The organism is Streptomyces xantholiticus, assembly GCF_014651015.1.
Lineage (GTDB): Bacteria > Actinomycetota > Actinomycetes > Streptomycetales > Streptomycetaceae > Streptomyces > Streptomyces xantholiticus.
This window is the reverse complement of record NZ_BMWB01000016.1, coordinates 135,846-157,200: the sequence shown is the minus strand read 5'-3', so window position 1 is coordinate 157,200 and position 21,355 is coordinate 135,846. Positions and strand designations below refer to the sequence as shown.

The window sequence follows — 21,355 nt, the reverse complement described above, 5'->3', positions numbered from 1 at the left end:
GCCCCCACCATGGCATCCGCTACGCCGTTCCCCTCCCCCAAGGCGACTCCCGACAGGCGAACACCTGCTCCTGTTCAGCGGCCGGCAGGGCCGCGAGCGTCGACGTGGCGCCCTCGGGGACGAAGATCGACCACAGATCCGACCAGGACCGCGGCCCATCACCGCGATCGGGGGCAGAGGCGAGGGAGCCCGGCTGCCGGGAGTCATCCGCGAAGGTGCGGAGTTCGCCTCGCGCGTCGGCGTACACGGCGGCACTCGCGAAGCGGCACGTCCTTTTTTCCGTGAGGTCTGCGAGGTGCGTGAATCCGCCGGGCCCGAAAGCTTCGAGGGCCTGCTTGACCATGGGCCCCGGCCAGCCGCCGAACTCCTCGATGTAGAACCCCGAGTCCTCGACGAACAGCGGTCGCCCGAGGATCGCGAAGGCCTGCCGGGCCTTGTGCTGGGCGATTTCCGCGACGGACGTGGTCTGGATCTCGTCCAGCTCCAACGCCACCTGCTCCACCTCAATGCCCCAAGGCGCGAGATGCTCCTGAGCCGTACGGAACTTGCCCAGATTCCCCGTACACATCGCCACCTTGATACCCGGCATGAGCAGTAGACCCTTTCTCAGAGAGTGGCATCCTCGTCCCCTGGGGGATGGTCGACGCTGCGAACAGCCAGCGCTGCGCTCGGGGACATGACGTGGAAGTGATCATTGTGGACTCGGCCGACGCTTCGCCGCAGCAGCTTCCTGAAGAAGGGCCTTCCCGGTCGAGCCTATTCGCCTGACAGGCCCCGGCAGCGTGAGGCCGGACAGTGGCGTGGTGGCACTGCCTCAGCCGGCCGATGGGTGCTGGTTGATCAAGGCTCGTGAGAGGACGCCTGCAACTTCCTGTGCACCGGTGTCCAGCGCAGCCAGGCTGATGGACTCGTCCGGCTCGGTTTGCAGCGTGAACGAGCGCATGTAGCCACCGAGTTCGGCGCGCATACGCGACTGGTGCGGGTTGAACCTGTCAAGCTGGGTCTGCTTGGGATCCGACACACCAACTGCCACGACGATGCGTTCGTGCTGGATCACATCCAGTGCGCCGGTGAACCTCAGCAGGGCGGCGATCTGTTGGGGAAGCGCGTCCTGATCGAGGATGGAACCCATGGCGTCTCGGGGGAGTGTGGCCCGCAGGGATACCTGACCGGTCTTGTGCAGGCGTACTTCTACCAGTTCTCCAGGCCGAGCGGCATCCCAGCTACGGGAGCGGCTGACGGGGATGCTGACGGTCGCATGTGCCTGGAAGTTGGACGGCGTCAGAGCAACATCGTTCTTGACCGTCCCGGTCCGGCGGATCCGGTCCACCAGCGATGTACCGAGCTCCTCGAGTTCCCGGGCAGAGTAGCCAGCGAAACCCACCGGAAGAACGTGCAGTTCCAACAGAGGGACGTTGACGCCGCCTTCGACACCGGCCTCGTCCAGGCTCCAACGCAGTGAAGCGGGCTGGGCCAACGGCGCGAAGGACAGGGGGGACGGGCCTGACTCCAGCTCCTTCACCTTCTGTACAACTTTGGTCATTAGCTCAGAAGTGTCGTGGAACGCGTCACGGAACACTCCGGTGGCGTAGGCCTCCACGGTCCGGGCGAAATCTTGCTGGGCGTCCTCAAACCTGACGTCCAGCTTGCGATGGACCAAGCGTGGCTTGCCCGCTGTTTTGGCCACCATCCACTCGTCGTGTGTTGCCGACTGCCCTGTCTCGGGAAAGACGTGACCGTAGGACGGTCCGAGCAGGAAGATACAGACATCCGCAGAGTCGAGCGCTTCCAGGCAAGCTTCGCGGCTGGGTGTGGTCTGCGCAGAGAAGTCCTCGAACAGGACCGGGGTGTGCCCCAGCGCGCGAATGAGGCCGGGTAGTGCGTCGCGCTCCTCCTCCAGTCCCTTGCGGACGCTGCTGATGAAGATTCTCACGCTACGGTGTCTCCACTACTGAGGGGCTCGTCGAAGCGAACCGGATGACCGGCGAGTGTCTGGAATGCGGGGTTGCTTCATGGCTGAGGTATCGGAAGAGGCGATACGCGCCTACTGGAAGGAGCACCGGGAGCAACTACGACAGTGTGAGACCCAACGCTCGGCGCTGACCAACCTCCTGCTCGTCATCACGGCTGCTTTGAGTGCTCTCATTGTCCAGCAGAAGTTCTCGACCTACGCCATGCCCCTGTGTCTCTTCATGGCGATGACCGGAGGGTACGGGGCAGTGGCCGTCTCCAAGTACTTTGAACGGGCTTCCTACCACCTCTCTCAGGCGCGGGCCCTGACCAAGGACTTGGTGGACCTGGGAGTCCTGGGCTCCGACGAAAGGCTAGTACGCGCGCGAGCCGACCATTACCACAGTTTTCCTCTTCTGCACCGCATTCGCCTTCATCGCCTGTGGGTAACCCTGCACCTTGCCATCACATTGTACGGAATGTTCCTTTTTGGCGTGTGTGTGGCCGTGGCCTGACGCGGGCCTGGAGGGTTCTCGGTTGAGTCTTGCCTGTGCTGACCGGCGGGGCGGGCGGCCATCTGCACGCTGCAGCCCATCCGATGCAGCAGCCGAGCGCTACTGGCAGCTCTCTCGGCTCGCGTGAGGCCTACTCGGCATCGCAGGTCGTGGACTCCGATTCAGCCGGTTCGGTAGACCTCGCGCCAGCACTCTCGCTCTTCTCGCCCGCCTCGATGGGGGCGTAGCTCCGCCGTTGCAGCTCATCGCGTTCAACGTCCGGGATCGTCATCGACTCGGCAAGCACGGCGGCGAGCGCGCCCACTTGAGTGTTGTCCATGTCAGCGTGAAAGAGCCACCGGATGTTCTCGTCGCGCGTGATGAGGTCGATCGCCAAGCGCGCGCTCTTGTCCTGTGTGGTCGTTGCTCGGACGTATCGCACTTGGTCAATCGGGATGTCTTGACGGATCTCGGCTTGCTCAAGGAATGCGTTCGTCTTGGCCGTGATGATGCGGCGATCCGTGACGGCGACCAGTGTCTTTGCCGCAGCCTTGTCCCTCGCTGCCGCCAACTTCTCCTTCGCTCCGCCGACGATCGCGGAAATGGGACCAAGGGCATCGAGCTGGTCGGGGAAGCCGAGGACACGTAGGGTCTCACCGTCCTCGAGGAGCCATCGCAGGATGCGAAGGTACGGCTCGCGATCCAGCGATTCGGGTGCGCAGACGACGCCCGGAGCCTTGAGCGGAGGGGCCGGCGGATGGAGAGCGTCGGCAAGAGGCTCGATCGCCTTCAGAAGACGGGCGGAGGTTTCGCGGGCTGCCTTCACGTCCTTCCGCTTCCCCGGCAGCGGCCATGCGTCGGGGCCGGGGAACTCGGCGGTGATCCGCAGCTCCCGCGTCAGCGCGTCGACGAGGCTCGTCGACTCGGCGAGAGCGGAGTCGAACTCCGCGCGGGTGTCGCGCGCGATGACCTCGGCGTACTGCGCCTCGGCGGCGTCTTCGCGTCCAGCAGCTCTCGCCCTTGCGGCCCGGAGCGCGTGATACCCGGTCCATGCCTTGAGGGAGGACAGGAGGGCGTAGGCATCGAAGGCGATCGCCTCGGCGTTCGTCTGCAGATATTCACGGTGGCTGCGTGCGTCGGCTCTGCCGATCTGCCTGACGTGGTCGCCGACGTTCCCCTGGTAGAGCTCAAGCTGCTTCTGCAGCAGCGCTCCACTGCCCGCGACGTCCTCCCACAAGGACGTCGGGACCGATTCGATCTCTCGCGCCTGGTCGACCGCGCGGTCGACGGCGGCGACGAGCCCTGTCAGTTCGGCCCACTGATCCTTGCGGATGGTGGTGAGGGCCTGACTTGTCACAGCGAGGTTGGTGCTGACGAGGCCCGAGACCTCACTCAGCATCATCTGAAGGGCGACCATGGCCAGCGCCGGCCCGATCGAGGCCGCGGTCTGCGCCTTGCTCACCGCATTCACGGAGTAGAAGCGGGCCTGATGCAGGATGCGGCCGGGAACCATCACCGCTCCGAGGTTCCCGCCGTGCTTGACGGCGAGCGTCGCGCCGCTGTTCAGCAGGGCCTGTGCCGTGTCGCCGATCCTGTAGAGCCCCTGCACGCCGGCGAACGCGTTTCCGAGATTGCCGACCACGGTCGCCGCGTTCCCGATCGAGGCGAGGATCGCTGAGATCTGCTTGCGGTCGGCAGCCGGCACGATCCCGAAGTCGATCAGATCGGGCTTCAGCTCCGGCGGGACCTCACCTGCGACGACAGCCACCCCTGGGAGCACCTCCACCAGAACCGTCGACGCCGTCGTCGAGTCGATGTCCGAGTCGGACGTCGGATCGTCCACAACAGGTGAGTCAGCGGTATTGCTCCGGCCGTTCTCCTCAGGCTCGGCGATCTCCTTCGAGTCCGAAGGGTCCTGCATGCGATCTCCTCCCCCGCGGGCGCGCGCAACGACCGGACGTCGTCGGCGTTGACTGCCGAAGTCTACGGCTCAACGCCCTGCGGTTCAGCCCGAATCCGCCGGGTTGATTCCGCACTGGCTGGTGCCAGGCATGGGTGCGCCCGGCGGCGCTTGTCGGCCACTCCAAACAGGGCTACCAGCAGCCGAAATGCCTTCACTCGCTCGTCTTCCGGGCAGATTGAGATCTTCGTCAGCTGCGCGGGCCTGGATGCAGAATCTGCTCAGGTCCCGTAGGACCTCGAACTGCTCGTCGGCGGCAAGGCCCTCAAACCGCTCGGCCCCCCGTACGAGCGAACACAGTCCCGAACTCGTTGAGCCTGACCGTGCGCTCGTCCATCCACCCCGTGATTCAGCTCAGACCAGTGCCTCTGCAGGCTATCGAAGCAGATCGCGAAGTATGGCTGGAGTACCAGGCCGAGAGCTTCCTCAGCAACACCGAACATCGCTGGATCCACTGCCTGTGGAAGCCTCTCGGCGGCAGCGAGGTGCGCTTGCCTGCATCGACGTCCGAGGCCCCGAGGGACGCCGCTTCGGATCACAGCCTCAGGCAGCCTGATGTTGCTTCCCAGCAGTTGCTGCGCTGAACGACGACCGTGAGTCGGCCGACGAGGTCACACGAGCGTCATACTCGGTTCGTCGGACGGCAGCGTCACCCGCGTGAGGTGAAGGCGGTGCATCCGCACGGTAGTCGCCCGTGTCCTCGGCCGAAGGCTCCGGCTTGATCTCGAACCAGGTCGTCTTGCCCGGGGGTTCCGGTTGCGTCCCCCAGGCGTCCGCCAAGGCGCTCACGAGCAGGAGGCCCCTACCGCTCTCGTCGTTCGGCCCGGCCTCAACAGTGCTTGGCAACGATGCATCCGTGTCCGTGACTTCGACACGAAGCCGTTCATCGGCCCGCATCACAGAGACGTCGCACGGAGCGTCTGTGTACAGGACAGCGTTGGCGATCACCTCGCCAGCCAGCAACTCGACGGTCTCCAGTGCCTGGTCCGACAGCGGAAGCCCCAGATCCTGGGCTAGCGAAACAACTTGGCGGCGTGCGGCCGGGACAGCGTCGACAGCAGCCGCAACCGTGAATCCGTACGTCGGACGTTCGGGACTGCGACGCGCCATGACGACAACCTCACCTGGTAGTGGCCTCAGTGAAAAGGAAGCCTTCCACCCGACAAGAGCTGTGTGAGGACAGTCTGTCCGTAGGCGCGCCCGGCAAGACGCCTTGACGCTTCAGCGTGTTGTGGTACGCAGATCGGCTTCCACCGAGGCAGGAAACACCGAGAGACGCACGTCGCGTAAACCGTACCCGTCCGCACCTCACATCAGACCTCCCTCGCTGCCGGTCATGTCGGCCGTTCGGAGTCAGCTTGACTGTCCGGCGAGCTGCTTGATCAAGAACCGTGCAGGGTCGGCGACCTCGTGTCGCGAGCCGTTGTGTCGATGTAGAGGTAGCGGAAGCCAGATTCCTGGTAGCCGAGTCGGAGGTAGAGCGCGGTGGCGCGGCCACCTTTCCAATGACCAGCCTCTACGAAATCTCCTGGACGCGATTGATGCTCGCGGCGTGAAGGCACCGGCTAGATGACGCTGGCGCTGTCCGGCTGCGGGCTGTGTGGCTGGTCACGCTGCATGGCCCTTGACCGGGGCCGCAGCAATGGCTGGTGTCGAGCCAGTCTTCTCGTCGGTGCATCCAATGCCGAGGACACTGAGCAGGTCGGCGGTGATCACGCGGTAGGCGTTGCCGAAGCGGAGCACCCTGCACGGATACTGGCCGCGCTTGGCCAGCGCATACCCGGTGCTGCGGCCGAGGACCAGCGCGCGGTTAGCCGTGTCGAGGTCAATCGCGGCGGGGAGGGCGAGAATCTCCGCACGCGTCAGGGCCTGCGATCCACGACCAGCGTTAGGTGTAGCCATGATGTACTCCGACCCCGTGTAGGTGCCCCAGCGACGAAACGATGTTGCAGCCACCTTTTTTCTCGTCGTAGGTTGCAGCTATGACAACCGACGACTGGTCGACGCGACTCACCGCCCGCGTCGCCGAGCAAATGCGACGGGCCCGCAAGGCGGCCGGGCTCACGGTGGCGGAAACAGCCGACGCCTGCGCCGCCCGGGGCCTGGCTGTACCGAAGACGACGATCACGAATCTGGAGACCGGACGCCGTGGCTCGGTCGACCTCGCGGAGTTCCTCGTCCTGGCCGCTGTCCTCGGCGTTCCGCCCATCACCTTGCTGTTCCCCCTCGACGCCACGCCCACGGTGGACGTACTCCCGGGCCAGCCGGTCTCGACCTGGGACGGCCTTGCCTGGTTCACCGGCGAAACGGCCTCGTCAGAAGCCGCGCCCAAGGGCAGCCCACGCGAGCTGCTCGACGTCTTCCGGTCACACAGCGACGCGGTAGCCGCCGCTGCGGTCTCGACAACCATGGCGAAGGACAGGCGGCGGAAGGCAAGCACCACGCTCGACCCGGCCCGTCGCACGGATCTCCTGGAGACCGCCGCCGGCTACGAGCAGCTCGCGTTCGACGACTGTCGGGCGCTGCGTTCATACCGTGAGGGCATGCGCGAGCGGGGCCTGGTGCCTCCGGTCCTGCCCGCTGACCTTGCCTTTGTTGACCAGCCGGAAACCACTTCCAAGGACGATGCGTGAACGGGACGGCCACCCGCCGCTGCTCTTGCCGCAACCCTGATACTGGCAATCCCTATGGCGCGCAATGCCCGAAACGCGCCAACAAGCGGCACGGCGCTTGGAGCGTCATGCAGGAGCTGGTCCCGGGTGAGGACGGAAAGCGTCGGCGTTTCCGCCGGTCAGGGTTCGCGACCTCCGCCGCCGCTACGGAGGAGCTGAACAAGGTCAGCGCGCTCATGGCGATACCGGAGGAGGACGACACCGCCGGGCAGATAGCCATCAGCGATCTACTCGAAGCATGCGCCAAGGCCAAGGAGCCCCTGCCGGACTACGACGAGACCCGTCGCCGATTCGCCGTCGGCCAGAGCCTGAACTCCAGGATGACGGTCGGCGAATGGCTTGACATCTGGCTCGCGGGGCGCAAACGCCTTCGCGTGACCGGGCTCAAGCGCTATGAGTGCGATGTGCGCGTCCACCTCAAACCCCACCTGGGTGAGATACGTCTGGACAAGTTGCGTGTGCACCATCTGGACAAGATGTTCGACGCAATCAACGAGGCCAACATCGAGATCGTGGAGCAGAACGCCCAGCGGCGGTCCGCGACCGAGCTGTTGAAGACCGTCCCGTGGAAGGGCGCCAAAAACCGGGCCCGCCGCAAGTGGCTCCAGGCGTCGATCGAGGCGATGCCGCCGTTCCGCCGGGTTACCGGCGCCAGCACCCAGGCGCACATCAAAGCCACGCTGCGTGCGGCCCTCAATGTCGCCATCGCGCAGCAGGAGATGGCCAACTTCAATCCTGCCGAGCACGTCGAGCTGGAACCCGGCGCCAAGCCCAAGGCGCTGGTGTGGACTGACGAGCGGGTAGAACACTGGCTGGCTACCGGGGAGAAGCCATCCCCGGTGATGGTCTGGACGCCCGAGCAGACGGGACGCTTCCTTGACTTCATCGCCGGGAGCCGCTTGTACCTCCTGTGGCATCTGATCGCGTTCCGGGGCCTTCGACGCGGTGAAGCCTGCGGGCTCCGCTGGATGGATCTGGATTTCGGGAGCGCGTCACTGTCCGTTGCCACCCAGCTTGTCCAAGACGGCTGGGAGGTCATCGAGGGTGCGCCGAAGACCAACTCCGGAATTCGTCTCGTCGCGTTGGACAGCGAGTCCCTCCAGAACGCGCGAGACCACAAGCGCCGACAGGACAAGGAACGGCGCGAGGCCGGCGACAAGTGGAAGCTGACGGGTCGGATCTTCATCCAGGAGGACGGCTCCTGGCTCCACCCCGGCAAGGTCTCCGACCTCTTCGAGCGCCTGGTCGCCGCCGCCGACTTGCCGCCCATCCGCCTGCACGACCTCCGACACGGCGCCGCGACGCTGATGCTCGCTGCAGGGATCGACATCAAGGTCGTCTCCGACACCCTCGGGCACAGCGACACCCGCATCACCCGCGACATTTACCAGGCCGTCCTCGACGACCTCGCCCGCGCCGCCGCCGAGGCAGTCGTCAAGTTGGTGCCTCGTACCCGTGGTCGACACCGATCCGGCAAGGACACCCAAGCGAAGCTCCCTGCCATGCGCAAACCCACCACGCCACACCCCATGCAGGCCGACGGAAACGACGAAGAGCACACTGCATAACGCGCACCTGAACGGGAAGCCTTGGCCTCGGCGCGGCCCCCGCATGACATGCGGCGCATAACAAGTGCCGAGCCGCGGCGCAAAGAACGGATACAGCTCATGCGCGGTGACTAGCTGCTTGAACCGCGGGGACGCGTCCGCTCGATCGAGGTCACAATCCCGCCCGGCGTCAGACGAACAGCCCAACATCACACCTCCGAAGCTGAGCCGAACGGATAACGGCCACCCTCGACAGGAGACAAGATCAACTGTTGCGGCTTTGGGCGTCCCTCGGCGACACCCCAGATTGTGTCCGCTGAACCAGACGCTTCATGGCGGTCAGGTTGAATCACCGCAAGCATGTCGGCGAACGGACACGAAAGCCCAGGTTAGGACCAGTGCAGTTCCCGCCAGCGGGCGAGTGCCTCGTAGGCCACCTTGCCCTGTCCGAATCCGAAGGAACTGAGCCCAGGTGGCAAGCCTAGCTCGAAGGTGTGGAACGAAAGTGCCTCTCCGGATGCACACGCCTCGCCCTCGACGCTCCCCGCATATGTGACGGACACGGCGTTCTTCCGTGGATCGTGCAGTTCACCTGGCCGGGCTTGGCGGTAGTACTGGTACACGCCAACCAGGACCAGACTCGCCACGTCGACACTCACGGCCCCACCCAGCGTCGCGCCCACGTGTCGTTCCACCGCCTCGACCAGGGATTCATCAAGGAGCACCCCACCACCGACGAGGTTCAGGCCGCGGCCGCCATCGTACGTGTCCCGTTCGATGAGTCCGAATCTGCCGGTGCCTCCGATCACCGGAAGGAGGTCCACACACAGGATCGGCACCCGCGCGCAGATGAACTGGTAGTCCTCCTCTGGAATCCATCGGTCTCCGGCGTTGGTGTGCTCCTGCACGGTCCCTCCAGAAGGGCTTCGCCCTCAGTCCGTCAGTTCCTTCAGCCGTCCGTCTCGTCTCGCGTATTGCATAGTGCGGATCAGCCCCACAGCCTCGTCGAGCCACCTCGAGAGGAGGTTTTTCAAGCTTTCTCGCTCAGGATCGGCCATTACCTTCATGAACTCGCGGCAGCAGGCGGCCCGCTCGAGCAGGATGTCGGCGCGCAGCAGGTCCATCCGCCCCCGGTCCGCTTCGAAGGCCGCCTTGTCTAGATCCTCCAGCGCTCGGGCATAGTCCCCGTCCTCGACGTGGTGGCGGATCCGGTAGAAGCGCGCTCGCTCCAGAAGCCCGCGCACGCTGTAGTCGGCGTAGCCTGCAGTCCGGAACATGGCCACGGCTTCGTCCAGGATTTCTTTGGTCTCGTATACGAAGTCGGTGCTGTGATCAGCGCGTTCCATCAGGCACAGCCGGGCTGCGCCTAGCACGAGCGAGCGAATGGCCTTGGAAAGGAGCGAACTGTCCTGGCCGTTGGTACCCCACTCCTGGTCGCGCTCAGCCTCGGCCAAGACCCAATCCGCGTGACCCGTCTCGATCAGGAAGTATCCGTAGCGGAATAGGCTTTGCGAGTAGAGGAACGGCGGACGCGGCGTGTCCTCTCGATCGATCTCTCTGGCTTGCTCGAAAAGCGCTTCCGCCTGCGGTTTCTGTCCGAGCATCAAGTACACCTCGGCGAGTGAGGTGCGCGCGTGCATCTTGAAGTAGGGCTCCCGTCCACGGTCGGCGTATGCCACTGCGGACTGGCCGCTGGTGAGGGCCGATTCGGATTCACCGGCTTCGGGTTCTGCGAGCCTGCCCGCGATCAGGAGAAGTTCGCAATACTGAGCCGCTGCATAGGAAGCATCCTCCATCTCTTCCGGATCAGACGCTTCAGGGCCAATCTCTCGGACGACCGATCCGAAACACTGCCGGGCGTCACTCAGCCGCCCGAGTTGTCGCAGTCGGACGCCGGCGTTCGTCATGAGCAGGGTTCGCGCCCGGTGTGTCAGCGGGAGCTGGCGGAGGTCAGTCCAGCGGTGTTCGAAGAAGTTGGAGAGAGCCACCAGGTCGGACCCAGTCATCCCGAGCCGCCGCGTCGAGAAGTTCATCCGGCGGTCGCGCCAGATCCGTTTCAGGAGGACTTGTTCAAACACCTCTTCGTACGCACCTGCCGCACAGCCGTGGTTGACCGCGCTGTAGAGATGCGTCATACCCGCAAACTCGTCGGGCAGGCCCGGTGCCCGCGACCGATAGTATTCGAATAGTCTCCGGTTGCCTTCCTCCCACGTGCCGGGGTCCTGGCGAAGAAGGTCGCGAAAGTGCTCGCGGACCAGCGGATGGGCATCGAGAGCGCCAGGCCAGGCCGGAATCTCCCGGTTTAGCAGGCCCATACCCCGCAGCGCGCCGACGCAGCGGTTCCACTCGTCACTCCCGACCCGCCCCAGTCGTGCCAATGTGTCCATAGCAGGCTCCGCCAGGAGCGCCCCCATTGCTTCCGGGAAGGCCGGACGGTCGAAGAGACCGATCACGCGAAGCACTGCCAACTCGGCGACCCGCTCGTGCCCCTGCAGCCACCGGACGTAGGAAGCCATAACCCGACGAGCATGCCCTCCCTCTCTCTCGTCGACGGTCAAATTCTCCAGGTCGAACTGGCAGGTGATGTTTCCCTGGTGAACGTCCCGGAGATAGTTGCCCAGAAGCGTCACAGCAAGCGCATGGCAGCCCACGTCCCTGACAACGGGCTGTAGTTTCCTGAACTCCCACTCTCCGCCGACTAGAGAACGAAGGAGCTCCGCGCCAGCCTCTTCGTCGAGGTTGTCCAGTTCCCATTCAGTGACCGTACCCACGGTCGGTTTCTCAAATGGTCGAAGATCCATGACGGGGACGCGAGTGGTGATGACGCAGAGGCCTCGCCAGTCCGACTTCGCCAGCTCTTCGAGCAGGGCGCGTACCGAGTCGTCCGTTAGTTGACCTCCGACGTCCGGGGCAGTGAGCGGGTACTGCAACGGTTCCATGCCGTCCAACACCAGCAGGAAGGCGTGACGCTTGATGAGGGTTGCGAGTTGCACACCTCTTTCCCATGGATTCAGTGACTTCTCCGAAGAGTCGCCTCCCAGCCAGCTGGTCGCGAATTCGACAAACGGATCGGCGGAGACCAGGTTGTCCTTGGTGCCCTGGCTGTAGAAGGACCAGGCCAGCACCTTCTGAGCGCCGGGAAAGTCGGCTTCCTGTAGCTCACCCAGCCAGGTGTTGATCAGCGAGGACTTCCCGGTACCTCCGGAGGCTACGATCGTGAAGATCCGGGTCTGTTCGGACTGCCACGCTGCCCTGAGCTCTGCCAGTTCCCTGGTGCGGCCGACGAGGTTCCGGGTGGTCATCGGCAACCCGCGGTTAAAGTACTGCTCCCTGGTAAGGCGGGAAGGGACTGGCAAGTCGACGTCCGGATGACTAACGACTCGTCTGGCGGGGAGCCCCTTAGTGTCGACGGTACTGATCTCCAGCAGGGAGCCGAGGATCTGATGGGTCTGCCGTGCCTGCTCCTCGGTGCCCGAGACGATCATCAAGGGGAAATGGTCGTGGTCCGCCACCTGCCACGTCCTCAAACGATTCACGGCGTTCCGCACGTCGACCCAGGCGTCTGAGGCCTGCCGGTCATCTAGATCGATACCGATCATGCCGCGAGCGAAATGGGGCATCGTAGGGCGGTTCACCGCCTTGGCCACCTCCCTCAGATCGTGAAAAGCGTCGTAGATCCGGTAGCCGTGCCATCCCGCTCGGGCGAGGCAAGCAAGCAGTCCCTTGCTGCGGTGCGCTCCCTGCTCCCCCACGATCCACAGCACGCGGATACTGCCACCAAACTCGTTCCAGGGCGCCGCCACCAGCCACTTGTCGAGGGCCTTGCCCAGGTCCGCGAACGTTTGCTGGAGATTGGGGAGATGGCCACCCCGAAGGTCGTTCACATCGGGGGCCCTTTGGCCATCGAAAGGCGAGGGCGATTGGTCGTTTTTTGTGATGGCATGGCCGAATTCCACATCCGTATCGGTCCAGATGTAGACGCCCGTTGCCCGGAGTTCAGCTTCCCACTCCGCGACGATGGGGGTGGGCTCGTCCACGCAGACCACGTCATCCCAACTACCCGGGTTCCCTCGCAGTTCCATAGCGTTGCTGCTGAGGATCCTTTGGCCCCGGCTGGCCAACTCCGTTCCCTCGCAGACAAGTGAAGGAACGACCGGCGCGGCATAGCCGCCCAAGCTTGTGGAGCGTCCTCTGGTTGCCACCATCATGCCGACGACGCCACCATGGCCCGGCGAGACCAAGGGAGCTCCGGAAAGCCCGGGCTCCGCATTGCCTTCCTTGAAGCGAAGGTATCCGTCGGCTTCCACACCCTCGAACCGGAAGGTGGCGGGCGAGCCACCCGGATCCACACCATGCTCGCGCTCTGGGAAGCCGAAGCCGTGGCAGACCTCCTCGCTCATCGGTCGCCCACTGTGGTCCAGCACAACGCAGGGGTGATTGATCTCCTCCTGGAGTTGCAGCAGCGCGATATCCGGATAGCCCAGAACCTGGCCGTCCACCGGCCCGCCCGACCGAGCCACGACCTCGGCCGATACCGGAGTATTGTTAAGCGGCGGGTTCGGGATGATCCCGATCCTCGAAAAGTCCCTCACCACATGAGCACACGTCACAACCCAGCCGGGAGCAACGAAAAAGCCCGTACCGAGCGTCCCTGTCCTATCGAAGCTGCAGATGCGTACGATAAAGCGGCGCAGGGCAACCGTATCGACTGATCTGATCATTGTGCGTCAGGCCTCTTGGGCCTTCTCCCAGTTCAGGGTGACCTTCAGATTCGCCGACCCGTTAGCGTCGACAATGAGTCCAGTCAGCAGGCCGCCTTTGGCCGTGATCGCAAGCCCGAACTCTACACTCGCCGAGTCAGGTTTGACGTGATTCCAGACGACGGCCACTTCCCGTGCTACCGCCTCCACCGTGTCACGGACGCCCTCAAACGACATCGCCTGACCCGCGCCGACGACCTCGGGTCCTCCGGTCTCGACGAGTTCCACATAAAATTTGGCATCACCCGACTCAACCAACTGAATGCGCCGCGCCATTGAGGGCACTGGGTTCGCCATTACAGCCCCCTATTTGCGTGGGCATCGCGCACACGCCCGGGGCTGCTAAATCCCGCCGAGCAGCCATTCCGTCCAAATTCCGGACCCGCTTCGGGAGCGCCCGGATGCCTCTCTGTTCAGTGGATGACTTCCCGATCGAGCTGTCAAATTGATCTTGATTTGGTATTCTACGGCCGCGCGGAGCGACCTCGTACGGGCCATGGCAGATCTCCGCCCCCGTGGATAATTGTGCGCGCAGTGACCGAACCGGCCGCAAAGAACCACAGGATGACGCCGTGGCCAGCCCGGCGGCAGCAGCGTCTCAAACGTCGTGCACTCATCATCCGTCCCCGGTTGTAGATGCCGAACGCCGGGCCAGCACCATGGGATCCCGTGGTGCGATCAATCGGCTATGAGTCCGCCCCGGCACGCAGCTGGCGGGCCAGCCCCGCGTCCGTGCGCATGACCGGCACGACCTCGACGTCCACCTCGTCCTGCTCGTGCGCCTCCCCGCAGGGGCAGATGCTCCAGCCCTCGGACTCGATCTTCCCTGCCACAGACTCGACCACTTGCGCCAACTCGTCCAAGAGCCCGACGGGAACCTCGGTCTCCTCGCCAACCCGGTCAGCCGCGAGGGCCGCTCCGAGTTCAGTTGCCAAGTCCATCGCCTGTGCCGCGGCGCGGCCGTCGCCGTTCAGACTCGCGTACTTGCCGGCCTGCGCAACAGCCATGACCAGGCGCCCCAGGACACGGACCGCCGCCGAGACCGTACGTGCGTCCACCCGTACCGGACGCACACCGTGGACAGCCTCCGCCCCTTCGAGTGTCTGGTCCGAAGCTCCCTACCGCATCCGCCACGGTTTCTGACCTGACCAGGTGGACCGCTTCCTCGGCGTCCATCCCCGTCTGATGTGCGAGCACCTCGACCATGTGCGCGACGACCTCCCGCACCGCCACCGGCTCCACCTCCAGGCCGCGCGTCAGCAGACGGCGGTCGCCTCCGTTACCAACGCCTTGAACTTCACGGTGCTCTTCACATCCGACACGCGACCCAGCGTAGGAGGTAACACTCGCCCCCCCAACCGTCGGCCCTTGTCGAGTGCTTACAACGGAGGTACAGGCGAACATCGGTCCCGAATCACGGTCGCGCCACCACCCGCGCCTCTCCCGCAGCCCTCACCGACGTCAACTGCTCAGCCACTCCTCGGTCACCCCGTTGCATTGGCGCTGCACCGTCTCTGTCCAAATGGCCACCCCTTGGCCACCCCTTGGATCTGACGGTCTTCCGAGGGTCCCCACTACCTACCCGCAAAACGTAAAGGAAAAGAAAAAACCCCAGGTCACGGCGAGTGAGTCCTGGGGTTTCTCTGAGCCGCCTTCGGGATTCGAACCCGAGACCTACGCATTACGAGTGCGTTGCTCTGGCCAACTGAGCTAAGGCGGCAGGCTGCCGATGTACGCGTCCTCGCGGGACACGCTCTCATCAGCAGCGGCGCCAAGTCTACAGGGTTCTCAGGGGTGCCCCGAACCACCTGCCGCGCACCCCCGCGGACGGCTCAGCAGCGCTTGCCGTCCTGCGGTGCCTCACCCTCCAGGAGGTAGGTGTTGATCGCCGTGTCGATGCAGTCACTGCCCCGGCCGTAGGCGGTGTGGCCGTCGCCGTCGTACGTCAGCAGTCGACCGGACGACAACTGGTCGGCGAGGCTCTCGGCCCACTTGTACGGCGTCGCCGGGTCGCGGGTTGTACCGACGACCACGATCGGCGCCGCGCCCTTCGCCTCGATGGCATGGGCCTTGCCGGTGGCCCGGGTGGGCCAGAAGCTGCAGTTCAGGGAGGCCCAGGCGAAGCCGCGACCGAAGACCGGGGAGGCCTTCTCGAACGTGGGGAGCGCGGCGCGCACCGCGTCGGTGCCGTCGAAGGCGGCCGGGAGGTCGAGGCAGTTCACGGCCGCGTTGGCGAACATCAGGTTCGCGTACGAGCCGTCCGCCTCGCGCTCGTAGTAGCTGTCGGCCATGGCCAGGAGCGGGGCGCCTTCCCCTTCCTGAGCGGCCGCGAGTGCGGAGCGCAGCTGGGGCCAGGCGCCGTCGTCGTACATCGCGGCGATCACACCGGTGGTGGCCAGCGACTCACCGAGCCGACGGTCCTCGCCGGTCGGCACGGGTGACGCGTCGAGTTTGGCGAAGAAGTCCTTGAGGCGGGCGCTCGCGTCGGCGACGGACGTGCGGCCCAGGGGGCAGTCCGCCTGCTTCACGCAGTCGGCGGCGAAGGCCTTGAAGGCGGTCTCGAAGCCGGCTGTCTGGTCGCGGTTCAGCTCGCGCGCCGGGAGAGCCGGGTCCATCGCCCCGTCGAGGACCAGTCGGCCTGCCCGGTCGGGGAAGAGCTCGGCGTAGGTCGCGCCGAGGAAGGTGCCGTACGAGGCGCCGACGTAGTTCAGCTTCTCGTCGCCCAGGACCGCCCGTGTGATGTCCATGTCACGGGCCGCCTCCTCGGTCGAGACATGGGGGAGGATCTTGCCCGAGAGCTTCTCGCAACCGGCGGCGAAGTCCTTGTACGCCTGCTCCAGCTTGCTCGCCTCGGCTGCGCCGTCCGGCGTCTGGTCGACCTGGGTGTACTTGTCCATCTCAGGGCCGGTCAGGCATTCGACGGGTTCGCTGCGGGCGACACCGCGGGGGTCGACGGCCACCAGGTCGTAGCGCGCGCGGACCGGCGCCGGGTAGCCGATGCCGGCGTACGCCTGGAGGTAGCCGACGGCCGAGCCGCCGGGTCCGCCCGGATTCACGAGCAGGGAACCGAGCCGCTTGCCCGGCCCCGTGGCCTTGGCCCGGGAGACGGCGAGCTCGATCGAGTCGCCCTCGGGGTCCGCGTAGTCCAGCGGCGCCTTCATCGTGGCGCACTCGAAGCCCGGCACGCCGCACTCCCGCCAGTCCAGCTTCTGTCCGTAGTACGGCTTGAGGGCCGCGGAGGGCGCCGCCCGGCCGGCCGCTCCCGGCGCGTCCGACTCCCCGGACGACGGGCCGGCGGCCGTACAACCGGAGACAAGGAGGCCGACCGTGGCCAGCGGGAGGGCGAAGGTGCGGAACAGGCGCCTGGTGTCCATCCAACGGAGCGTAATGGCAGCGGGCGGCCGATGCCGGTCCCGGCTCGCGCGGACGCCCCGGTCGACCGGGGCCCGCACCGGGCGCCGGGGCCGTCAGCCCGCCCGCAGAGCGACCGCCATCGCCTCGACGGCCAGCAGCGGTGCGACGTTGCGCTCCAGTGCCTCACGGCAGGCCACCACCGCCTCTATCCGCCGCAGGGTGCGCTCCGGTGTGGAGCTCTGTGCGACGCGGTCGAGGGAGTCCTGTACGTCCTCGTTGGCGAGCGCCACCCGCGATCCCATCTGGAGCGCCAGCACGTCCCGGTAGAAGCCGGTGAGGTCCGTGAGTGCGAGGTCGAGGCTGTCGCGCTGGGTGCGGGTCTTGCGCCGCTTCTGCCTGTCCTCGAGCTCCTTCATCGCGCCGGCCGTCCCGCGCGGCATCCGGCCGCCCGCCTGCGCGCCGAGCGCGACCTTGAGGTCCTCGGTCTCCTTGGCGTCGATCTCCTCCGCGACCTGCTTGGCATCGTCGGCGGCGGCGTCGATGAGCTCCTGGGCGGCCCGCAGGCAACCGCCGATGTCCTCCACCCGCAGGGGCAGCCTCAGCACGGCGGTGCGGCGCGCACGGGCCCGCTCGTCGGTGGCGAGCCGGCGGGCGCGGCCGATGTGGCCCTGCGTGGCGCGGGCGACGGCCGCCGCGACATCCGGCTCGATGCCGTCCCTTCTGATCAGTACGTCGGCCACGGCGGCCACCGATGGCGTACGCAGGGTGAGGTGACGGCAGCGGGAGCGGATGGTGGGCAGCACATCCTCGAGGGACGGCGCGCACAGGAGCCAGACAGTACGGGGCGCGGGTTCCTCGACCGCTTTCAGCAGGACGTTTCCCGCGCCCTCCGTCAGGCGGTCGGCGTCCTCCAGGATGATCACCTGCCAGCGGCCGCCCGCCGGCGAGAGCTGGGCCCGGCGGACGAGCTCGCGGGTCTGGCCGACACCGATGGAGAGCAGGTCGGTGCGGATCACCTCGACGTCGGCGTGCGTCCCGACGAGCGTGGTGTGGCACCCGTCGCAGAAGCCGCAGCCCGGTGCGCCGCCTAGGGCACGGTCGGGGCTGGTGCACTGCAGCGCGGCGGCGAACGCGCGGGCGGCGGTGGAGCGCCCGGAACCGGGCGGCCCGGTGAACAGCCACGCGTGCGTCATCTTCGAGGCGGCGGCCACCGGTTCCCGCGCTGCCTGGGCGGTGACGTGCGCGTCGGCGTCGCGTGCGGCGGCAGAAAGCTGCTCCTGGACGCGCTCCTGGCCGACCACGTCGTCCCACACGGCCATCTGCCGTCACCGCCTTTCCTGCTGCGGTCTCCCATTGTGGCGGAGGGCACCGACAGTGCCGTCCACCTCGTCCGCCACGGAGTCCCGTAACCGGAAGGGGCACTACCGGAAGAGGCGCCGCCGTAGAGGACCGGGCACCCGCACGGTCTCTACGGCGGTGTCCGTCAGCCGCGCCTGCCCCGGCGCCCGCGGCCGCCGTCGTTCCCGTCGTCCTCGTGCGGCCCGAGGAGTTCGTCCGCGAGCGTCGGCAGGTCGTCGAGCGGTGTCTCCTCCGCCCAGTCCGAGCGCCGGCGCTGCTGCTGCGCCGAGGGATCCATCTGGGGCAGCTCCGCGGTGCGCTCGTTCCCCCTCTCGACGCGCCGCTCGTCGCGCTCGTCGCGGAAGATGCCCCGCGGCACACGGTCGGCCGGGTCGGCCGGCCTCGCGTCCCCTACCGGCGGCAGCACCGCCGTCTCGTCCGTCGCACGGTCGTCGCGCACCGGCGGCAGCACGCTTGTCTCCGCCTCGTCCGGAACCTGGGGCAGCACGCTCGTCTCGTCGTGGGCCCCGCCCGGCATCGGGACCTCCTGCGTGATGTCGTCGGGCCTGGCGACGGGAGTCGGCACCGTCATCTCGGCGGCCGACGTGGCAGCGGCGGAGGCCGCGGCGGCCTCTGCCGCGCGGCGCGCCTCCTCCGCCCGCAGCAGCGCCTCCTCCGCCTTGCGCTGCTTCTCCAGGCGGCGTTCCTCCGCCTCCTTGCGCAGCCGGGCCTCTTCCTCCGCCTGCTTGCGCAGGCGCTCCTGCTCCGCCTGGCGTGCCTTCTCCTCGGCCTCGAGGCGGCGCCGCTCCTCCTCGGCCCGGCGCCTGGCCTCCTCCGCACGCTGCCGGGCCTCCTCCGCCTGCCGCTCGGCCTCGCGCTGCCGCGCCTCCTCCAGTTCCCGGCGCTTGCGCTCCTCCTCCTCGGCGCGCAGCCTGGCGAGCTGTTCCTGCCGCTCGCGTTCGCGGCGCTCCTCCTCGGCCTTGCGCGCGGCCTCTTCCTCGGCCTTGCGGCGGGCTTCCTCCTCGGCCGCCCTGCGCGCTTCTTCCCGGGCCTTGATCTCGGCGTCGGACAGGGGCAGCAGCTGGTCGAGCCGGTGCCGTACGACGGTGGTGACCGACTCGGGCTCCTGGCCCGCGTCGACGACCAGGTACCGGCCGGGGTCGGCGGCGGCCAGCGTCAGGAAGCCGGAGCGCACCCGCTGGTGGAACTCCGCGGGCTCGGACTCCAGACGGTCCGGTGCCTCGGTGAAGCGCTCCCTCGCGGCTTCGGGCGAGACGTCGAGGAGCACGGTCAGGTTCGGCACGAGACCGCCCGTCGCCCAGCGCGAGATCCGGGCGATCTCGGTCGGCGACAGGTCGCGGCCGGCGCCCTGGTAGGCCACGGACGAGTCGATGTACCGGTCGGAGATGACGATCGCGCCGCGGTCTAGGGCCGGGCGGACCACCGAGTCGACGTGCTCGGCACGGTCGGCCGCGTACAGCAGCGCCTCCGCCCGGTTGGACAGACCGGCGCTCGACACGTCGAGCAGGATGGAGCGCAGCCGCTTGCCGACCGGGGTCGCACCGGGCTCGCGGGTGACGACGACTTCGTGGCCCTTGGCGCGGATCCACTCGGCGAGGGCCTCGACCTGGGTGGACTTCCCGGCCCCGTCGCCGCCCTCGACAGCGATGAAGAAACCGCCTGCCGCGGGTGCCTGGGCCGGGTCCGCGCCGCCGCGCAGCGCGTCGCCGAGGTCACGGCGCAGGGGTACACCGGATCGGTCGTCGGTCTTGGCGAGCACGATCGCCGCGACGGGCAGCAGCAGCGCCCCGACCAGCATGAGCGTGAACGCCGCCCCGCCGTGCGCGAAGACGAAGTCGCCGCCGGCCAGCCGGTGCGGTCCGATCGCGGCGGCCAGCAGCGGAGCGGCGACCGCGGCCAGCGCGGTGACCGCACGGACGACCGCCTGCAGGTGCAAGGTGATCCTGGGCCGCCGGAACTCCTCGGTCTCCTGGTCGATGAGCGTGTGCCCGGTGTTCGCGGCGACGCCGGCGGACACGCCGGCGACCGTGGCGAGGAACAACCCGGTCGCCGTGTCCGGCACGAGGCCCAGGGCGAGCAGGGCCACGCCGGTCAGGGCGACGGCGAGCGGCAGCAGCCTGCGGCGCGACAGCGACGGCAGCACGGCGCCGGCCCCGCGGACACCGACGCCGGTGCCGCCGATCAGCGCCAGGACCAGCAACGCGAAGGTGACGGGCCCGCCACCGAGGTCGAACCCGTGCAGCACCGCGACGGCCGCGGCGGAGGCGATGGCTCCGGTGACCGAGGCGCAGGCGAGGACGAACAGCGGAATGCCGCCGGTGCGGCCCTTGTCCACGCCGTCACCGGCGGACGGCCGGCGCAGGCCCTCGAGCGGCGAACGCGGCCGGGGCGTCTGGGAGCCGGGCAGCTCGACGAAGTACAGGGTGGAGACGGACGCCGCGAACAGACCGGCGGCCAGATAGGACCCGAGGGCGGCCTGGTGGGCGGAGAACCATTCCACGCCTGTGCCGAGCAGCTCGCCGATCAGCGTGGCGACCAGCAGCGCCACGGCTGCGACGGGGATGACCCCGAAGCCGGTGCGCAGCCACAGCCTGCGCAGCGCGTCGAGGTGGTCGGGCAGCGGCCGGACCGCCGCGCCCTCCGGCGGCGGCGCGGGCAGCAGCGCAGGCGCGGCGCCCTCGCGGGCGACGGTCCAGAACCGCTCCGCGACACCGGTCAGGAAGACCGTGACGAGGAGGATCGCGAGTGCGTTGTCGGGCGTCCAGTCGATCCACAGCGGCGCGACGACGAGCAGCCCCAGCCGCAGACCGTCGGACCCGATCATGGTCCAGCGTCGGTCGAACGGGCCGCTCGGCGCCGTGAGCGAGGTCATGGGACCGAGGAGTACGGCTCCGAAGAGCAGCGTGGCCAGGACGCGGGCACCCAGCACGGCGGCGACCGCGAAGGCCGCCCCGCGGTATCCGCTCCCGAACGAATCCGACGCCACCGCCGCCTGCAGCGACAGCAGCAGCAGTACGAGAACGGCGAGTGCGTCACCTACGCCGTCGACCACCTGTGCGTTCCACAGCCGCCTCAGCGGCGGGTGGCGCAGCAGGGATCGCACGGCCCGTTCACGTGAGTCCGTGGCGAGTGCGTCGGAATCCGATGCGTCTGAGGCAGTCTCTGAAGCGGTGCTGATGACCGCCTGCTGCTCGGCTGGCTGCTCGGCTCGCGTCATTCGGCCAGCCTATCCGGAGCGGGACGCTCCCCGGAGGGGTGC

16 protein-coding genes, 1 tRNA gene and 1 pseudogene are annotated in these 21,355 nt (G+C 67.3%); 4 read left to right on the top strand and 14 right to left on the bottom strand.

Going from position 1 to position 21,355, the window contains the following annotated elements; all coding sequences use genetic code 11:
* Positions 1–19: 19 nt before the first annotated feature.
* The gene (locus IE198_RS22845) at positions 20–589 is read right to left on the bottom strand and encodes a non-canonical purine NTP pyrophosphatase (protein WP_189889516.1); all 570 of its coding nucleotides are present in this window, start codon (positions 587–589) and stop codon (positions 20–22) included.
* Between the two features lie 225 nt (positions 590–814).
* Positions 815–1,933, bottom strand: a complete 1,119-nt coding sequence (locus IE198_RS22840) for a DUF4062 domain-containing protein (protein ID WP_189889514.1) — start codon at positions 1,931–1,933, stop codon at positions 815–817.
* A 79-nt stretch (positions 1,934–2,012) separates the two neighbouring features.
* Here IE198_RS22840 and IE198_RS22835 point away from each other — a divergent pair, with 79 nt between their 5' ends.
* Positions 2,013–2,465: a hypothetical protein gene (locus IE198_RS22835; protein ID WP_189889512.1), complete on the top strand. Its 453-nt coding sequence runs from the start codon at positions 2,013–2,015 to the stop codon at positions 2,463–2,465.
* 130 nt (positions 2,466–2,595) lie between these two features.
* On the opposite strand, the gene IE198_RS22830 is transcribed toward IE198_RS22835, so the two are convergent.
* Complete coding sequence (locus IE198_RS22830; protein ID WP_189889510.1) at positions 2,596–4,365, bottom strand: hypothetical protein; 1,770 nt, start codon at positions 4,363–4,365, stop codon at positions 2,596–2,598.
* A gap of 62 nt (positions 4,366–4,427) precedes the next feature.
* Positions 4,428–4,704, bottom strand: a pseudogene (locus IE198_RS36665) (DUF5958 family protein).
* Between the two features lie 11 nt (positions 4,705–4,715).
* Between IE198_RS36665 and IE198_RS35485 the strand changes: the two are divergent.
* Complete coding sequence (locus IE198_RS35485) at positions 4,716–4,988, top strand: hypothetical protein (protein ID WP_229834247.1); 273 nt, start codon at positions 4,716–4,718, stop codon at positions 4,986–4,988.
* Here the strand turns inward: IE198_RS35485 and IE198_RS36660 are convergent.
* Together IE198_RS36660 and IE198_RS22820 are read right to left on the bottom strand one after the other, a co-directional pair.
* Entirely contained in the window at positions 4,948–5,514 is a 567-nt protein-coding gene (locus IE198_RS36660) for an ATP-binding protein (RefSeq protein WP_189889508.1), read from the bottom strand. The two genes, IE198_RS35485 and IE198_RS36660, sit on opposite strands and share 41 nt — an antisense overlap.
* Before the next feature lie 498 nt (positions 5,515–6,012).
* Positions 6,013–6,306: a hypothetical protein gene (locus tag IE198_RS22820; RefSeq protein ID WP_229834245.1), complete on the bottom strand. Its 294-nt coding sequence runs from the start codon at positions 6,304–6,306 to the stop codon at positions 6,013–6,015.
* A gap of 80 nt (positions 6,307–6,386) precedes the next feature.
* Between IE198_RS22820 and IE198_RS22815 the strand changes: the two genes are divergently transcribed.
* Positions 6,387–7,037 (top strand): helix-turn-helix domain-containing protein, encoded by a 651-nt coding sequence (locus IE198_RS22815; protein ID WP_189889506.1) that lies wholly within the window; start codon positions 6,387–6,389, stop codon positions 7,035–7,037.
* A complete protein-coding gene (locus IE198_RS22810) occupies positions 7,034–8,644 on the top strand; it encodes a tyrosine-type recombinase/integrase (RefSeq protein WP_189889504.1) in 1,611 nt (536 codons plus the stop codon). Before IE198_RS22815 ends, IE198_RS22810 begins: the two co-directional genes overlap by 4 nt.
* 368 nt (positions 8,645–9,012) lie before the next feature.
* Here the strand turns inward: IE198_RS22810 and IE198_RS22805 are convergent, their stop codons facing one another.
* The 8 genes from IE198_RS22805 to tmk form a co-directional block, all read right to left on the bottom strand.
* A complete protein-coding gene (locus IE198_RS22805) occupies positions 9,013–9,531 on the bottom strand; it encodes an NUDIX hydrolase (RefSeq protein ID WP_189889502.1) in 519 nt (172 codons plus the stop codon).
* A gap of 24 nt (positions 9,532–9,555) precedes the next feature.
* Entirely contained in the window at positions 9,556–13,344 is a 3,789-nt protein-coding gene (locus IE198_RS22800; protein WP_189889499.1) for a trypsin-like peptidase domain-containing protein, read from the bottom strand.
* Positions 13,345–13,350: 6 nt separating this feature from the next.
* Positions 13,351–13,680 carry a CU044_2847 family protein gene (locus tag IE198_RS22795; RefSeq protein ID WP_189889497.1) on the bottom strand — a complete coding sequence of 110 codons (330 nt, stop codon included), beginning with the start codon at positions 13,678–13,680 and terminating at the stop codon, positions 13,351–13,353.
* Positions 13,681–14,069: 389 nt separating this feature from the next.
* Positions 14,070–14,390 (bottom strand): hypothetical protein, encoded by a 321-nt coding sequence (locus tag IE198_RS22790; protein WP_189889495.1) that lies wholly within the window; start codon positions 14,388–14,390, stop codon positions 14,070–14,072.
* Positions 14,391–15,029: 639 nt separating this feature from the next.
* Positions 15,030–15,103 (bottom strand) — tRNA-Thr (locus IE198_RS22785).
* Between the two features lie 112 nt (positions 15,104–15,215).
* A complete protein-coding gene (locus IE198_RS22780) occupies positions 15,216–16,757 on the bottom strand; it encodes an alpha/beta hydrolase (RefSeq protein ID WP_189889493.1) in 1,542 nt (513 codons plus the stop codon).
* Between the two features lie 93 nt (positions 16,758–16,850).
* The gene (locus IE198_RS22775; RefSeq protein ID WP_189889491.1) at positions 16,851–18,056 is read right to left on the bottom strand and encodes a DNA polymerase III subunit delta'; all 1,206 of its coding nucleotides are present in this window, start codon (positions 18,054–18,056) and stop codon (positions 16,851–16,853) included.
* A gap of 164 nt (positions 18,057–18,220) precedes the next feature.
* Positions 18,221–21,313, bottom strand: a complete 3,093-nt coding sequence (gene tmk / locus IE198_RS22770; protein WP_189889489.1) for a dTMP kinase — start codon at positions 21,311–21,313, stop codon at positions 18,221–18,223.
* Positions 21,314–21,355 lie beyond the last annotated feature (42 nt).

Coding starts and splice junctions, on each gene's coding strand:
- IE198_RS22800 (WP_189889499.1), bottom strand. CDS start 13,344: ATGATCAGATCAGTCGATACGGTTGCCCTGCGCCGCTTTATCGTACGC.
- IE198_RS22815 (WP_189889506.1), top strand. CDS start 6,387: ATGACAACCGACGACTGGTCGACGCGACTCACCGCCCGCGTCGCCGAG.
- IE198_RS22820 (WP_229834245.1), bottom strand. CDS start 6,306: ATGGCTACACCTAACGCTGGTCGTGGATCGCAGGCCCTGACGCGTGCG.
- IE198_RS22835 (WP_189889512.1), top strand. CDS start 2,013: ATGGCTGAGGTATCGGAAGAGGCGATACGCGCCTACTGGAAGGAGCAC.
- IE198_RS22795 (WP_189889497.1), bottom strand. CDS start 13,680: ATGGCGAACCCAGTGCCCTCAATGGCGCGGCGCATTCAGTTGGTTGAG.
- IE198_RS22780 (WP_189889493.1), bottom strand. CDS start 16,757: ATGGACACCAGGCGCCTGTTCCGCACCTTCGCCCTCCCGCTGGCCACG.
- IE198_RS22830 (WP_189889510.1), bottom strand. CDS start 4,365: ATGCAGGACCCTTCGGACTCGAAGGAGATCGCCGAGCCTGAGGAGAAC.
- IE198_RS22775 (WP_189889491.1), bottom strand. CDS start 18,056: ATGGCCGTGTGGGACGACGTGGTCGGCCAGGAGCGCGTCCAGGAGCAG.
- IE198_RS22790 (WP_189889495.1), bottom strand. CDS start 14,390: ATGGCTGTTGCGCAGGCCGGCAAGTACGCGAGTCTGAACGGCGACGGC.
- tmk (WP_189889489.1), bottom strand. CDS start 21,313: ATGACGCGAGCCGAGCAGCCAGCCGAGCAGCAGGCGGTCATCAGCACC.
- IE198_RS22845 (WP_189889516.1), bottom strand. CDS start 589: ATGCCGGGTATCAAGGTGGCGATGTGTACGGGGAATCTGGGCAAGTTC.
- IE198_RS36660 (WP_189889508.1), bottom strand. CDS start 5,514: ATGGCGCGTCGCAGTCCCGAACGTCCGACGTACGGATTCACGGTTGCG.